This window comes from Escherichia sp. E4385, assembly GCF_963883145.1.
GTDB lineage: Bacteria > Pseudomonadota > Gammaproteobacteria > Enterobacterales > Enterobacteriaceae > Escherichia.
The window spans coordinates 378,538-390,199 of sequence record NZ_CAWOOJ010000013.1; the positions used below are offsets into that span (position 1 = coordinate 378,538).

At 50.7% G+C, this 11,662-nt stretch carries 16 protein-coding genes; 4 read left to right on the top strand and 12 right to left on the bottom strand.

Annotated features, from left to right (window positions below; translation table 11 throughout):
• Nucleotides 1-91: 91 nt before the first annotated feature.
• From AACS80_RS13860 to dgcQ, 3 genes are all read left to right on the top strand, one after another.
• The gene (locus AACS80_RS13860; RefSeq protein WP_130216453.1) at nt 92-1,009 is read left to right on the top strand and encodes a DUF808 domain-containing protein; all 918 of its coding nucleotides are present in this window, start codon (nt 92-94) and stop codon (nt 1,007-1,009) included.
• A 78-nt stretch (nt 1,010-1,087) separates the two neighbouring features.
• Nucleotides 1,088-1,270 carry a YodC family protein gene (locus AACS80_RS13865; protein ID WP_130208609.1) on the top strand — a complete coding sequence of 61 codons (183 nt, stop codon included), beginning with the start codon at nt 1,088-1,090 and terminating at the stop codon, nt 1,268-1,270.
• A gap of 315 nt (nt 1,271-1,585) precedes the next feature.
• On the top strand, nt 1,586-3,280 hold the full coding sequence (dgcQ, locus tag AACS80_RS13870; protein ID WP_130259945.1) for a cellulose biosynthesis regulator diguanylate cyclase DgcQ: 1,695 nt from the start codon (nt 1,586-1,588) through the stop codon (nt 3,278-3,280).
• Here the strand turns inward: dgcQ and AACS80_RS13875 are convergent.
• Together AACS80_RS13875 and yodD are read right to left on the bottom strand one after the other, a co-directional pair.
• Nucleotides 3,277-4,092 carry a mannosyl-3-phosphoglycerate phosphatase-related protein gene (locus AACS80_RS13875; RefSeq protein ID WP_135410103.1) on the bottom strand — a complete coding sequence of 272 codons (816 nt, stop codon included), beginning with the start codon at nt 4,090-4,092 and terminating at the stop codon, nt 3,277-3,279. The genes dgcQ and AACS80_RS13875 overlap by 4 nt on opposite strands.
• Nucleotides 4,093-4,389: 297 nt before the next feature.
• Nucleotides 4,390-4,617 carry a peroxide/acid resistance protein YodD gene (gene yodD, locus AACS80_RS13880; protein WP_104895130.1) on the bottom strand — a complete coding sequence of 76 codons (228 nt, stop codon included), beginning with the start codon at nt 4,615-4,617 and terminating at the stop codon, nt 4,390-4,392.
• A gap of 163 nt (nt 4,618-4,780) precedes the next feature.
• On the opposite strand from yodD, the gene dsrB reads away from it, so the two are divergent.
• Complete coding sequence (gene dsrB, locus AACS80_RS13885) at nt 4,781-4,969, top strand: protein DsrB (RefSeq protein WP_000867217.1); 189 nt, start codon at nt 4,781-4,783, stop codon at nt 4,967-4,969.
• Between the two features lie 43 nt (nt 4,970-5,012).
• On the opposite strand, the gene rcsA is transcribed toward dsrB, so the two are convergent.
• From rcsA to fliJ, 10 genes are all read right to left on the bottom strand, one after another.
• Nucleotides 5,013-5,636, bottom strand: coding sequence for a transcriptional regulator RcsA (gene rcsA, locus AACS80_RS13890; RefSeq protein WP_130208603.1), 624 nt, complete (start codon nt 5,634-5,636; stop codon nt 5,013-5,015).
• 289 nt (nt 5,637-5,925) lie between these two features.
• Entirely contained in the window at nt 5,926-6,711 is a 786-nt protein-coding gene (gene fliR / locus AACS80_RS13895) for a flagellar biosynthetic protein FliR (RefSeq protein WP_130259943.1), read from the bottom strand.
• An 8-nt stretch (nt 6,712-6,719) separates the two neighbouring features.
• On the bottom strand, nt 6,720-6,989 hold the full coding sequence (gene fliQ / locus AACS80_RS13900) for a flagellar biosynthesis protein FliQ (RefSeq protein ID WP_000187358.1): 270 nt from the start codon (nt 6,987-6,989) through the stop codon (nt 6,720-6,722).
• Between the two features lie 9 nt (nt 6,990-6,998).
• A complete protein-coding gene (fliP, locus tag AACS80_RS13905; protein WP_130208599.1) occupies nt 6,999-7,736 on the bottom strand; it encodes a flagellar type III secretion system pore protein FliP in 738 nt (245 codons plus the stop codon).
• Nucleotides 7,736-8,101, bottom strand: a complete 366-nt coding sequence (fliO, locus tag AACS80_RS13910) for a flagellar biosynthetic protein FliO (protein ID WP_135410214.1) — start codon at nt 8,099-8,101, stop codon at nt 7,736-7,738. Before fliO ends, fliP begins: the two co-directional genes overlap by 1 nt.
• Nucleotides 8,102-8,103: 2 nt before the next feature.
• Nucleotides 8,104-8,517: a flagellar motor switch protein FliN gene (gene fliN / locus AACS80_RS13915; RefSeq protein WP_001281689.1), complete on the bottom strand. Its 414-nt coding sequence runs from the start codon at nt 8,515-8,517 to the stop codon at nt 8,104-8,106.
• Complete coding sequence (gene fliM / locus AACS80_RS13920; RefSeq protein WP_024212474.1) at nt 8,514-9,518, bottom strand: flagellar motor switch protein FliM; 1,005 nt, start codon at nt 9,516-9,518, stop codon at nt 8,514-8,516. Before fliM ends, fliN begins: the two co-directional genes overlap by 4 nt.
• A 4-nt stretch (nt 9,519-9,522) precedes the next feature.
• A complete protein-coding gene (gene fliL / locus AACS80_RS13925; RefSeq protein WP_135410102.1) occupies nt 9,523-9,987 on the bottom strand; it encodes a flagellar basal body-associated protein FliL in 465 nt (154 codons plus the stop codon).
• A gap of 104 nt (nt 9,988-10,091) precedes the next feature.
• Nucleotides 10,092-11,219: a flagellar hook-length control protein FliK gene (locus tag AACS80_RS13930; RefSeq protein ID WP_135410101.1), complete on the bottom strand. Its 1,128-nt coding sequence runs from the start codon at nt 11,217-11,219 to the stop codon at nt 10,092-10,094.
• Nucleotides 11,216-11,659 carry a flagellar export protein FliJ gene (gene fliJ / locus AACS80_RS13935; protein WP_130208591.1) on the bottom strand — a complete coding sequence of 148 codons (444 nt, stop codon included), beginning with the start codon at nt 11,657-11,659 and terminating at the stop codon, nt 11,216-11,218. Before fliJ ends, AACS80_RS13930 begins: the two co-directional genes overlap by 4 nt.
• Between the last annotated feature and the right edge of the window lie 3 nt (nt 11,660-11,662).

Sequence of the window (11,662 nt, forward strand, 5' to 3'; positions counted from 1 at the left end):
GATTGTTAAAAAAATGTTGACCTATGAAGCACAGTATCAGGCAAGCCGATTTTGCTTCATACTTAGCGCGTCAACGAAAAAATGAGAGGGAATGCTTTTGGCCGGGAGTAGTTTATTGACGTTGCTCGATGATATCGCCACTTTGCTGGACGATATCTCCGTGATGGGCAAGCTGGCGGCGAAGAAAACCGCTGGCGTATTAGGGGATGACTTGTCGCTCAATGCGCAACAAGTTTCAGGCGTGCGTGCCAACCGGGAACTTCCTGTGGTCTGGGGCGTGGCGAAGGGATCGCTAATCAATAAAGTGATTCTGGTGCCGCTGGCGCTGATCATCAGTGCATTTATCCCGTGGGCAATTACGCCACTGTTGATGATTGGTGGTGCGTTTCTCTGCTTTGAAGGGGTAGAGAAAGTGCTACATATGCTGGAGGCGCGTAAACACAAAGAGGATCCGGCGCAGAGTCAGCAGCGTCTGGAAAAACTGGCGGAGCAAGACCCGCTCAAGTTTGAAAAGGACAAAATAAAAGGGGCCATTCGCACCGATTTTATTTTGTCTGCGGAAATTGTCGCCATAACGCTGGGTATTGTGGCGGAAGCGCCGCTGATTAATCAGGTGCTGGTGCTCTCAGGGATTGCTCTGGTGGTAACGATTGGCGTGTATGGCCTGGTGGGGATTATCGTTAAGATTGATGACCTGGGCTACTGGCTGGCAGAAAAGTCCAGTACGTTGATGCAGGCGTTGGGTAAGGGGCTGTTGATTATCGCGCCCTGGCTGATGAAAGCATTATCGGTTGTCGGCACGCTGGCGATGTTCCTGGTTGGTGGCGGCATTGTGGTGCATGGCATCGCGCCGCTGCATCATGCCATTGAACATTTTGCCGGACAGCAGAACGCGCTGGTGGCGATGATATTACCGACTGTTTTAAATCTGATTCTTGGATTTATCATCGGTGGCATCGTGGTGCTGGGAGTGAAAGTGGTAGCGAAAATGCGCGGCCAGGCACATTAAAATTCACATTGGCTGTTATGCAAAATTCGCCATCCTCGACTAAGGTGAACAAGTTTCACTCGAAAAAAGGAGGCGAGTATGAGCTTTATGGTTAGTGAGGAAGTCACGGTAAAAGAGGGCGGCCCGCGGATGATTGTCACTGGGTATTCCAGCGGTATGGTTGAGTGCCGGTGGTATGACGGTTATGGGGTCAAGCGGGAAGCTTTTCATGAAACCGAGCTTGTTCCGGGGGAGGGGAGTTGTTCGTCGGAAGAAGTTTGAAAATGTGTAATTAACACCAGGCCGGATGTGGCGTTCACGCCGCATCCGGCAGTTGTGCCAGCGTCTGTATGGAGTGCCTGATGCGACGCTGTCGCGTCTTATCATGCCTGGGTTATACAAATAATCGATATCTGGCGATAGAATCAAAAGTAGGCCGGATAAGGCGTTCACGCCGCATCCGGCAGTCCTGCCAGCGTCAATATCGAAGGCCTGATGCCTCGTATCATGCCAACATTATAAAATTATTGTTGTTTGGCGGTACGCTATCGCCAGGTTATGCCAGAATCATTAAAAAGCAGGTTGGGAGTCGTCAGGGTGCAGCACGAGACAAAAATGGAAAACCAGAGCTGGCTAAAAAAACTCGCGCGCCGCCTGGGGCCAGGTCATGTCGTTAATCTGTGTTTTATCGTGGTGTTGATCTTCTCCACTTTGCTCACCTGGCGTGAAGTCGTGGTGCTGGAAGACGCCTATATTTCCAGTCAGCGTAATCATCTGGAAAACGTTGCCAACGCGCTCGACAAGCAATTGCAATATAACGTCGATAAACTGATTTTTTTGCGTAATGGAATGCGTGAAGCCCTTGTTGCGCCGCTGGATTTCACCTCTATGCGTAACGCTGTTGTCGAGTTTGAACAACATCGCGACGAGCACGCCTGGCAAATCGAACTCAACAGACGACGCACTCTGTCAGTAAACGGTGTCTCGGATGCGTTAGTGAGCGAGGGAAATCAGCTTTCTCGCGAAAATGAATTACTCGACAATGAAATTACTGCCGCACTGGAAGTCGGCTACTTACTACGACTGGCGCACAACTCTACTTCGATGGTTGAACAGGCAATGTATGTCTCACGCGCCGGATTCTACGTTTCGACGCAGCCGACGTTGTTTACCCGAAATATCCCTACGCGTTACTACGAATTTGTCACGCAACCCTGGTTTATCGGCCAATCAGAACGAGAAAATCGTCAACGTGGCGTACGATGGTTTACCTCTCAGCATGACCATAACAATGTTACTGAACCGCAGGTCACCGTAAGCGTACCGGTCGACAGTAACAATTACTGGTATGGCGTGTTGGGAATGAGTATCCCTGTGCGCTCGATGCAGCAATTTCTAAAAAACGCTATTGATAAAAAACTGGATGGCGAATACCAGCTCTACGACAGCAAACTAAAATTATTGACTTCATCTAACCCGGAACACTCGGCGGAGGACCTTTTTGATCCTCGAGAGCTGGCATCTCTGGCGCAGGCTATGGAACACGATACGCGCGGTGGTATTAGGATGAACAGTCGCTATGTTAGCTGGGAGCGACTGGACCATTTTGACGGCGCATTAGTGCGCATTCATACGCTTAGTGAAGGTGTGCGTGGTGATTTCGGCAGCATCAGCATTGCGTTAACCCTTCTGTGGGCGCTCTTTACGACGATGTTACTTATCTCATGGTATGTGATTCGCCAGATGGTCAGCAATATGTATGTCCTGCAAAGCTCGTTGCAGTGGCAGGCGTGGCATGACACCTTAACGCGCTTGTATAACCGTGGCGCATTGTTCGAAAAAGCGCGTCCGCTTGCCGAATTGTGTCAGATACACAAACATCCGTTTTCTGTCATACAGGTCGACCTTGACCATTTTAAAGCGATTAATGACCGCTTTGGTCATCAGGCAGGCGATCGTGTGCTGTCGCATGCTGCAGGATTAATCAGTCGTTCATTGCGTTCACAGGACGTTGCAGGCCGCGTGGGCGGCGAGGAGTTTTGTGTGATTCTGCCTGGCGCTAACCTGGCGCAGGCAACGGAAGTGGCCGAACGTATTCGCCTGAAGCTGAATGAAAAAGAGATGTTGATCGCCAAGAGCACGACCCTACGCATCAGTGCTTCGCTGGGGGTGAGTAGCAGCGAGGAAACCGGCGATTATGATTTTGAGCAATTACAGTCTCTGGCCGACCGGCGGTTGTATCTCGCAAAACAAGCGGGGCGCAATCAGGTCTGCGCGAGTGATAGCCCTTAACTGGCCGTGAAAAAGTGATCCAGCCCTTCGCGCCAGCCTTCCGGTCCTTCTCGCTGTGTCCGCCAGACACGGGCCGGATCCTCATTTTGCAAATGCACGCCTTCCCGGTTTAGCCCTTTTACGATCACCGCATAATCCATCACTTCCAGTAATGGTGCGTCATTTGGGCCGTCGCCTAAGCCAAGCGTGGTCGGACGTTTTCCACGCGATTGCTGATATGCCGCAATGATCCAGTTGGCTGCCTGATCTTTCCCGGCTGAGACATCCAGCACATGCCAGAAACGCGCACCTTGCACAAACTGCAAGCCCAGTTCATTCAGGCGAGCGGTAAATTGCGCCATCCGCTCGTCACTGTCGCGCCAGATAAGCGTGACCGAAGCCTCATGCAACTGCGTCAGTGCGGCCTGGCTGCGACTTAAGCCAGTCCATTCAGCGATGGTTGTATCATCGACGTCATCAAAGGTGGTGAATTTGAAGTGTTCTTTCTCACGCAGCGTATTTAATACCAGGCTGATTTCACTATGAGCAATCCCCGAGATGATGCGCGGAAAGCCGTCCAAATCCTGCCAGTGTTGATCCAGTTGGATCATCGCGCCGTTCTCCGCAATGAATGACAACCCTTGCAGGCCTAACATCTTTTGCAGGTACAGCATCTCAGCCGAGGTTTTACTACTACACAGGATCACGGGGATATCCGCTTCCCGCAGGCGGATTAACCAGGAGGCGGCAGGTTGCCAGTTATAGCTATGACTGTCCAACAGGGTGCCATCAAGATCGGTAAAAATCAGCAGCGGTTGATGAATTGAAAGCATGATCGCGCAGTACTCCCTTTGCCTGGATGTTTCTTAAAACAGCACGAATAATAAAAAATCGTTTTTCGGGAGCGATCCCGTGAACGCCAGAGCCTCCAGGGGGTGACGCGGATCACACTTCCATTCATAAGTGACGTTAATCATTCATATCAAGAATATTTTCTTGTCAGCATAAAAAATTGCGGATAAGGTGATGAACGCATCAGATTTCCTGGTGTAACGAATTTTTTAAGTGCTTCTTGCTTAAGCAAGTTTGATCCCGACCCCAACAAGGGCCGGGATTTTTTTATGACGCATTTAGCGATTCACTTCAGAGACGCTAAAGTCATGAATATCAAGTTCAAAGGCATCGGCTAATTCACGCCATGTATGATATTCACGGCCATCGATGCTAACGTGTTCTGAATCGTTCTGGCTGCGATGAACTTCGCTTTCGCTAATTTCATTGATCGCCGCCAGCAGGGCATCGACATCGACGCTGACCTCACGTTTTGCGGTATCGCTGTACTCTTTTGCGGTTTTCATCATCTTTCCTCGCAACCGTTGCTTATATGTTGCTGCCGACACGTCATGTCAGCCAGGCATTTCTTAAGTATAGACCGTTGAGAAAATCAGCACTCGCACGCGCCCGGCGCTGTCAGAAAAACGAAATTGTTCTAAACTGGCACAAAGCCACAGGAGGAAAACGATGAAGGTGAATGATCGGGTAACAGTCAAAACGGATGGCGGTCCGCGTCGTCCTGGCGTGGTACTGGCAGTTGAGGAGTTTAGTGAAGGCACAATGTACCTGGTTTCGCTGGAAGACTACCCGCTCGGCATCTGGTTCTTTAATGAAGCAGGGCATCAGGATGGTATCTTTGTGGAGAAAGCCGAGTAATTTCTGCCAGCCTGACTGGTGGTATCCCACCAGTCAGTATGCCTTAGCGCATGTTAACAAAAATACCATTTGTCACATTATCGGTCAGTCGGACGACATGGTAGATAACCTGTTTATTATGCGTTTTGATCTTACGTTTAATATTGCCTTTATGCGATGAAACGGTCTTGGCTTTAATATTCATTTGGTCAGATATTTGAATCGTTCCCTGGCCAGCCATCCACATTCGCAACATACTTGATTCGGTCCGGCTTAATGATAACGTTGGCATATTTAAAATGCTGGCCATCGTTGTCTCTTTTTTCAGAATATCGCCAAGGATATCATCAAGAGATTCCGGCTTAATCGATTTTGAGCTGATCAATAAATTTTTTCTGACCAATAGATATTCATCAAAATGAACATTGGCAATTGCCATAAAAACGATAAATAACGTATTGGGATGTTGATTAATGATGTGCTTGATACGTTGACTGTTAGAAGCATCGTGGATAAAACAGTCCTCATTAATAAACACCACTGAAGGGTGCTGTGAATCACAAGCGATGGCAAGGTCATCAACGGTTTCAATGTCGTTGATTTCTCTTTTTTTCACCCCTCTACTCAACAGATACCCGGTCAAACCCAGCCGGGTGTAACTACATAAATCCATAATAATCGTTGACATGGCATACCCTCACTCAATGCGTAACGATAATTCCCCTTACCTGAATATTTCATCATGACTAAACGGAACGACATGGGTCACCTAATGCGCCACTCTCGCGAATTTTCAGGCGGACTTACTATCCCGTAAAGCGTTGTATAATTTGCCTGGAATTGTCTTAAAGTAAAGTAAATGTTGCGATATGTGAGTGAGGTTAAAACAAATATTTCGCCACAGGAGTATCCTGGAAGATGTTCGCTGGTATTATTTTTCGGATAATCCTTAGGATAACAAGATAAACATTAGGGAATCATATTACAGGTAATTCGCTGATAATATCTGCCAGCAAATTAAAAATTTCACTAAATAAATGTTCGCAAAAAGGAGCAATTAACGGCATTAATGCCGCCATTAATGAGATGCCGACAGTCAACGTTAATGGAAAACCAATAACAAAGATTGATAATTGCGGGGCCATACGATTCAGTAAACCTAATGCGAGATTCAGCGTCAGCAACAGGGTAATGAGCGGTAACGCCAGCATCAACCCGTTAAGAAAAATCAAACTCCCTGCCCTGGTGAGTGCCAGGAATGCATTGCTGTTTAGTGGTTCGCCACCAATGGGTAGGGTATGAAATGTATCGACCAGCAACGAAATCAGCCATAAATGACCGTTAAATGTCAGGAACAACAGTAGCGCCAGCATATCCATAATGCGCGCTAAGACGGGCATATTGAGATGACTGCCAGGATCGACAAACGTCGCAAATGACAGCCCCATTTGCAGACCGATAATTTCGCCAGCGGTGCGCACAGCGGCGAAGGCAAATTGCATGGTAAAGCCGAGAGCAATGCCAATCAGGATTTGCTGCACCGCCAGCCATAGTGCATAGAACGAAAAAATAGCCACATCGTTGGCGGGTATTGCCGGAGCAATGGCGAACGTGATCATCATTGCGAGGCCCAGTTTTACCCGTTTTGGCACGCTGCGTTCGCTCAAAATGGGCGCGGTGGAGATCAGCGCCAGCACGCGCAGTAATGGCCAGAAATACAGGCTTAACCAGGAAAGCCATTGATCGCTTGTTACCTGCAACATTACATCGATTACCCGATGATATACGGTAGGTTAGTGAATAAGGTACGAACGTAATCCAGCAACAAGTTGAGCATCCACGGTCCGGCAATAATAATGGCGATAAATACGGCGATGATTTTCGGAATGAACGACAGCGTCATTTCGTTAATCTGCGTGGCGGCCTGCAAAATGCTGATGATAAGACCGGTGACCAGCGCCACCAGCAACAGCGGGGCAGCCAGTGCCAGCGCGACTTTCATCGCTTCTGTCCCCATCATCATGACCGATTCGGGTGTCATTTGGCCTCTCTAGCTGTAAAAGCTTTGTGCCAGCGAGCCGACCAGCAATTGCCAGCCATCCACCAGTACAAACAACATCAGTTTAAACGGCAGGGCAATGGTCGCGGGGGGAACCATCATCATCCCCAATGCCATCAACACACTTGCAATAACCAGGTCGATAATCAAAAACGGAATGAAAATCGTGAAGCCTATCTGGAAGGCGGTTTTCAACTCGCTGGTCACGTAGGCCGGGAGCAAAATGCGCATCGGTACTGCTTCAGGTCCCTGCAACGGGCCGGTATTCGCCAGCCTGGCAAACAACCCTAAATCCGCCTCGCGGGTCTGGCGCAGCATAAACTCACGCAGTGGCTGCGCCCCTTTTTCCAGAGCCTCCTGCATTGAAATTTTCTCTTCGCTGAATGGCTGGTACGCATCGACATAAATTTTGTCGATTACCGGAGACATAATAAAAAAGGTCAAAAACAGCGCCAGCCCCAGCAAAACCTGGTTGGGCGGCGCGGAGGGCGTTCCCAGTGCGTTACGCAATAAACCAAAAACAATGATGATGCGGGTGAAGCTGGTCATCATCAGTAAAATTGCCGGAATAAAAGTCAGCGAGGTGATGAACACCAGCGTCTGCACCGGGAGTGACCAGCTTTGTCCACCGCCAGGCAGCGGCTGGCTGGTGATGCCAGGCAGTTGCGCAAAGGCGAGGGGAGTAAGCAGCCAGAGAAGGGCCGGTGCGACAGACAAGAGGCGACGCATCAGGCTCTCCCGCCACGCTTAAGCAAATTTTTCATGACCGACTGAAAATCGGCTTGAGGTAACTTTTCCGTTGGCGCAGAAGGGGGAAGTTTATGCAGCAGATTGATTTGCCCGGCAGTAACACCGAGCACCAGTCGCGCATCTTCCACATCGACCACCACGACCCGTTCACGCGCCCCCAACGAGGCACTAGCGCTGACTTTCAGCCCGTTCGTGCCATTACGTTTGGGAGCAAATCCCAGCCTTTTTACCAGCCAGGCCGCAGCGAGGATCAGGACAATAATGGCAATTAGCGCGCCGCTCACCTGAAGGAGCGGAGCAGCAGAAACCGGTGCGGAAGGTTGTACAGTAGCGTGGTTATTCATCACTAACGGCTCAGGCGGCGCATCCGCTCGGACGGGGTAATGATATCGGTGATCCGCACGCCATATTTATCAGCGACTACGACAACTTCGCCCTGAGCAATTAAATAACCGTTGATCAGAATATCCAGTGGTTCGCCCGCCAGACCGTCCAACGCCACGACTGACCCTTGCGTCAGACGCAACAACTCTTTGATGGTCATTCGTGTGCGGCCCAGTTCGACGGTCAGCTTAACCGGAATATCCATAATCAGGTCGATATCCTGCAATGTTCCACTGACGTCGCCGCCGCCAAGCTGCTGGAACACGGCCTCAGCCGCGCTTTTGCCGCTTGTTGATTTTTGTTCGCTCAACGCTTCAGCCCACAGATCGTCCATTGCGCCGTTGTTGTCATCGGCCGGATTATTCAAGTCACTCATTTGGGCTGTTCCTCGTTCAGAGAATTCAAAATCGGGTTAATCAAATGTTCTATCCGTAACGCATACTGACCGTTGATGGTGCCGTACTGGCTGGTCAGTACCGGAACGCCGTCAACATGGGCGATAATGCGATCGGGTTTTTCTATCGGCAGGACATCGCCGGGCTTCAGCTTTAAAATCTGCGACAGGCGCAGCGAAATATCGGCAAAGTTGGCAACCAGCTCCAGCTGTGAATGCTGAACCTGGCGCACCAGGTTATCCCGCCAGTTCTGATCTTCATTACGCGAGTTTTCCAGCGGCGGGTTAACCAACAATTCCCTCAGCGGCTCGATCATGCTGAATGGCAGGCAGATATTAAATTCGCCGGTCAGGTTGCCAATCTCCACATGGAACGGCGTGTTAACCACAATGTCGTTCGGTGAGGTGGTGATATTGGTAAATTTCACCTGCATTTCGGAACGCACGTACTCGACTTCCAGCGGATTAATCGCCTTCCACGCGTCGCTATAGCCTTCAAGTGCCAGCTTCAACATGCGGTTGATGACGCGCTGTTCGGTATGAGTAAACTCACGACCTTCTACTTTGGTAGGGAAGCGACCATCGCCGCCAAACAGGTTATCCACGGCGATAAACACCAGACTCGGCGAAAACACCACCAGCCCTGTGCCGCGCAGCGGTTTCAGATGGATAAGGTTCAGGTTGGTTGGCACCGGCAGGTTGCGGGCAAATTCATGGTACGGCTGAATGCGAATGGCCCCGACGGTAATGTCTGGGCTACGGCGCAGCAGGTTGAACAGCCCCATACGAAAATGGCGGGCAAAACGTTCATTGATGATTTCCAGCGCCTGTAACCGTTCGCGCACAACCCGTCGTTGGGTATTAGGATCGTACGGACGAATGTCACTTTCGCCGCTAACACTAGCCGTCGGTTCGTCTTTGACTTCGCTGTCACCATTCAACAGCGCATCAATTTCAGCTTGAGAAAGAATACTATCGCCCATGTCGTTATCGCAGAATAAAAGCGGTATACAGCACGTCGGTGACATCCTGTTTCGGTTGCCCGGCAACAAGCGGGGGGGAAAGTGTGGCTTTAATTGCGGCAATCAGTTTTTGCTTGCCTTCTTCCGTTGCCAGCACGGCGGCATCCTGGCGCGAAAACAGTAACAGCAAGCGACTGCGGACTTCCGGCAAATACTCGCTCAACCGCGAACGGGTGGCTTCATCTTTCAACCGCAGCGTTATGCCGATATAAAGCACGCGATCTGCATCGCCAAGATTGACCGTAAAAGTGTCTAGCGCATAGAAGACAGGTGAGAGCACGACGCGTTGCTGTGCTTTGTCGCCAGCGGTCACTTGTTGCGAATGCCAGTAGCTGTAACCCGCGCTGGCACAAGCCGCGAGAGTGATGGATACCAGGATCGGGAGCCAAAGCGATCGCCTGCTTTTCTTGCTTATCGCGTAATCAGTCATGTGTTGCGGTCTTCCTGTGTCGCTACTGCTTATCGGCTAATTATCCTGCGTCTTAAGTGTGGCAAAGCGGGGAAAAGACGCGGATTAAGGTGCTACCTCTGACGTTAGGCGAAAATATCGACGCCACTATTGCCAGATGAAACTCTCTGAAGAGTTGTTGGAACTGGCAATGCATCGTCATCCTCGGTTGTCAGGCGTTCATGGCCTGATGTGCGTGGACTTTGTTGTTGCTCGGAAGCTGCCTGCTGCTGACCGCTAAAACTCTCACCGCTGATATTGCTCTGCCCCAACTGAATTCCGCTTTCTGCCAGTTGTGTGCGCAGTACCGGCAAAGCCGCTTCCAGAGCGGCGCGCACGTGCTGATGCGGTGAAACCATCTGAATTTGCGCCTGGTTGTCATCCACCTTAAGGGAGATTTGCACTTCGCCTAAATCTTGCGGATGCAAACGCAGTTCGGCACTTTGTTGCCCCTGGCGGGTAAACAGCGAAATATGCTGGCTTAAGGATTGTTGCCATTCGTGGGAACCCAGCGGTGCGCTCAAAACAGGCGCTGCGACGGTGGGCAGTGGCTGCGTCTGGTGCGGAGTAATTAGCGGACTGGTGACAGTAGTAACAGGTGAAGGCGTGCTGATGATTTCCGCTTTACTCTGGGCTTCAGCGACCAGCGGTGTTAATGGCTGATCTGGCGCACCAGGGGCGTCGTCAGGTTGTGCTGTTGCGAGTTGCGCGGTAGTCAGTTTTGTTGAGAGTGCTTGCTTCTGCGTCGGTAACGCTGTGACAGGCGCATCAGTCACTTTGGGGGTATTGTCAAAACCGGGCAGCATAGCAAAAAGGGCGCTCAGGCTGGCGACAGCATCTTCATTAAGGTCATCCGTTTTATCGTCGGCGACCGTCTCCTTTTCTGGCATGGCTGCCAGCGTATTAACCAGAGCCGTCGTCAGCGGCGTTGTATCGGGTCGTGCTGCGGTTATTTCAGCCAGCGTTTCGTCAGTAGCGATGTATAAATCAGACGGCAGTACCCCGGCCAGAATTTCGTTGGCGCGTTCTTTACTTTGCGCGTGTGGGGTATCCACTGCAACCTGAAGCAATGGCGAAGCTTTGCCTGGTGCTGCATCTCCTGCTAATGCCCCGCTCAACAACGCAAGAAAATCCTGTGCCGTGTCAGTGGCGCTAGCACCGGGCAATGTGGATGTGTCAACGTCAGCGGTAATCAAGGGCGCTAAACGAATCATTCAGTTTTCCTCATGGCGGCGCGCTGGGCGAACTCGTCCATCTTTTTCTGATCGAGGCGGTTTTCTGCTAACAGGGCCGCCGTGGATTGCCGTTCCTGGAGGGTCTGCCAGGCCTGCAAACGTTGTTTCTTTTCTCGCCAGCTGTTCAGAGCAATGTCAACTTTCTGCGTCCACTGATTAAGCTGCTGGCGGTGCTGGGTAATGGCCTTTTCCAGCGTCTGAATGAACTGCTGGTAGTTGATCCAGCGATTACTGGTCATTCCTGCACTCATGTCGTTGTTCAGGTTACTGCGATATTCGTTTTGATAATCGATCAGCATTTTGAGTTGTTCTTCCGCCTGCTGACATCCGCGACGCATTTCACCCAGCAGGCGGGCCGCATTATCCACCTCTTTTTCTGCCAGATCTTTCAGGGTCGCCAGGGCGCCATGTTCTGCCATCTG

What these genes read in the sequence shown, in the direction of transcription:
- AACS80_RS13860 (WP_130216453.1), top strand. Translation starts at nt 92, where the DNA reads ATGCTTTTGGCCGGGAGTAGTTTATTGACGTTGCTCGATGATATCGCC.
- AACS80_RS13865 (WP_130208609.1), top strand. Translation starts at nt 1,088, where the DNA reads ATGAGCTTTATGGTTAGTGAGGAAGTCACGGTAAAAGAGGGCGGCCCG.
- AACS80_RS13875 (WP_135410103.1), bottom strand. Translation starts at nt 4,092, where the DNA reads ATGCTTTCAATTCATCAACCGCTGCTGATTTTTACCGATCTTGATGGC.
- yodD (WP_104895130.1), bottom strand. Translation starts at nt 4,617, where the DNA reads ATGAAAACCGCAAAAGAGTACAGCGATACCGCAAAACGTGAGGTCAGC.
- dsrB (WP_000867217.1), top strand. Translation starts at nt 4,781, where the DNA reads ATGAAGGTGAATGATCGGGTAACAGTCAAAACGGATGGCGGTCCGCGT.
- rcsA (WP_130208603.1), bottom strand. Translation starts at nt 5,636, where the DNA reads ATGTCAACGATTATTATGGATTTATGTAGTTACACCCGGCTGGGTTTG.
- fliR (WP_130259943.1), bottom strand. Translation starts at nt 6,711, where the DNA reads ATGTTGCAGGTAACAAGCGATCAATGGCTTTCCTGGTTAAGCCTGTAT.
- fliQ (WP_000187358.1), bottom strand. Translation starts at nt 6,989, where the DNA reads ATGACACCCGAATCGGTCATGATGATGGGGACAGAAGCGATGAAAGTC.
- fliP (WP_130208599.1), bottom strand. Translation starts at nt 7,736, where the DNA reads ATGCGTCGCCTCTTGTCTGTCGCACCGGCCCTTCTCTGGCTGCTTACT.
- fliO (WP_135410214.1), bottom strand. Translation starts at nt 8,101, where the DNA reads ATGAATAACCACGCTACTGTACAACCTTCCGCACCGGTTTCTGCTGCT.
- fliN (WP_001281689.1), bottom strand. Translation starts at nt 8,517, where the DNA reads ATGAGTGACTTGAATAATCCGGCCGATGACAACAACGGCGCAATGGAC.
- fliM (WP_024212474.1), bottom strand. Translation starts at nt 9,518, where the DNA reads ATGGGCGATAGTATTCTTTCTCAAGCTGAAATTGATGCGCTGTTGAAT.
- fliL (WP_135410102.1), bottom strand. Translation starts at nt 9,987, where the DNA reads ATGACTGATTACGCGATAAGCAAGAAAAGCAGGCGATCGCTTTGGCTC.
- AACS80_RS13930 (WP_135410101.1), bottom strand. Translation starts at nt 11,219, where the DNA reads ATGATTCGTTTAGCGCCCTTGATTACCGCTGACGTTGACACATCCACA.
- fliJ (WP_130208591.1), bottom strand. Translation starts at nt 11,659, where the DNA reads ATGGCAGAACATGGCGCCCTGGCGACCCTGAAAGATCTGGCAGAAAAA.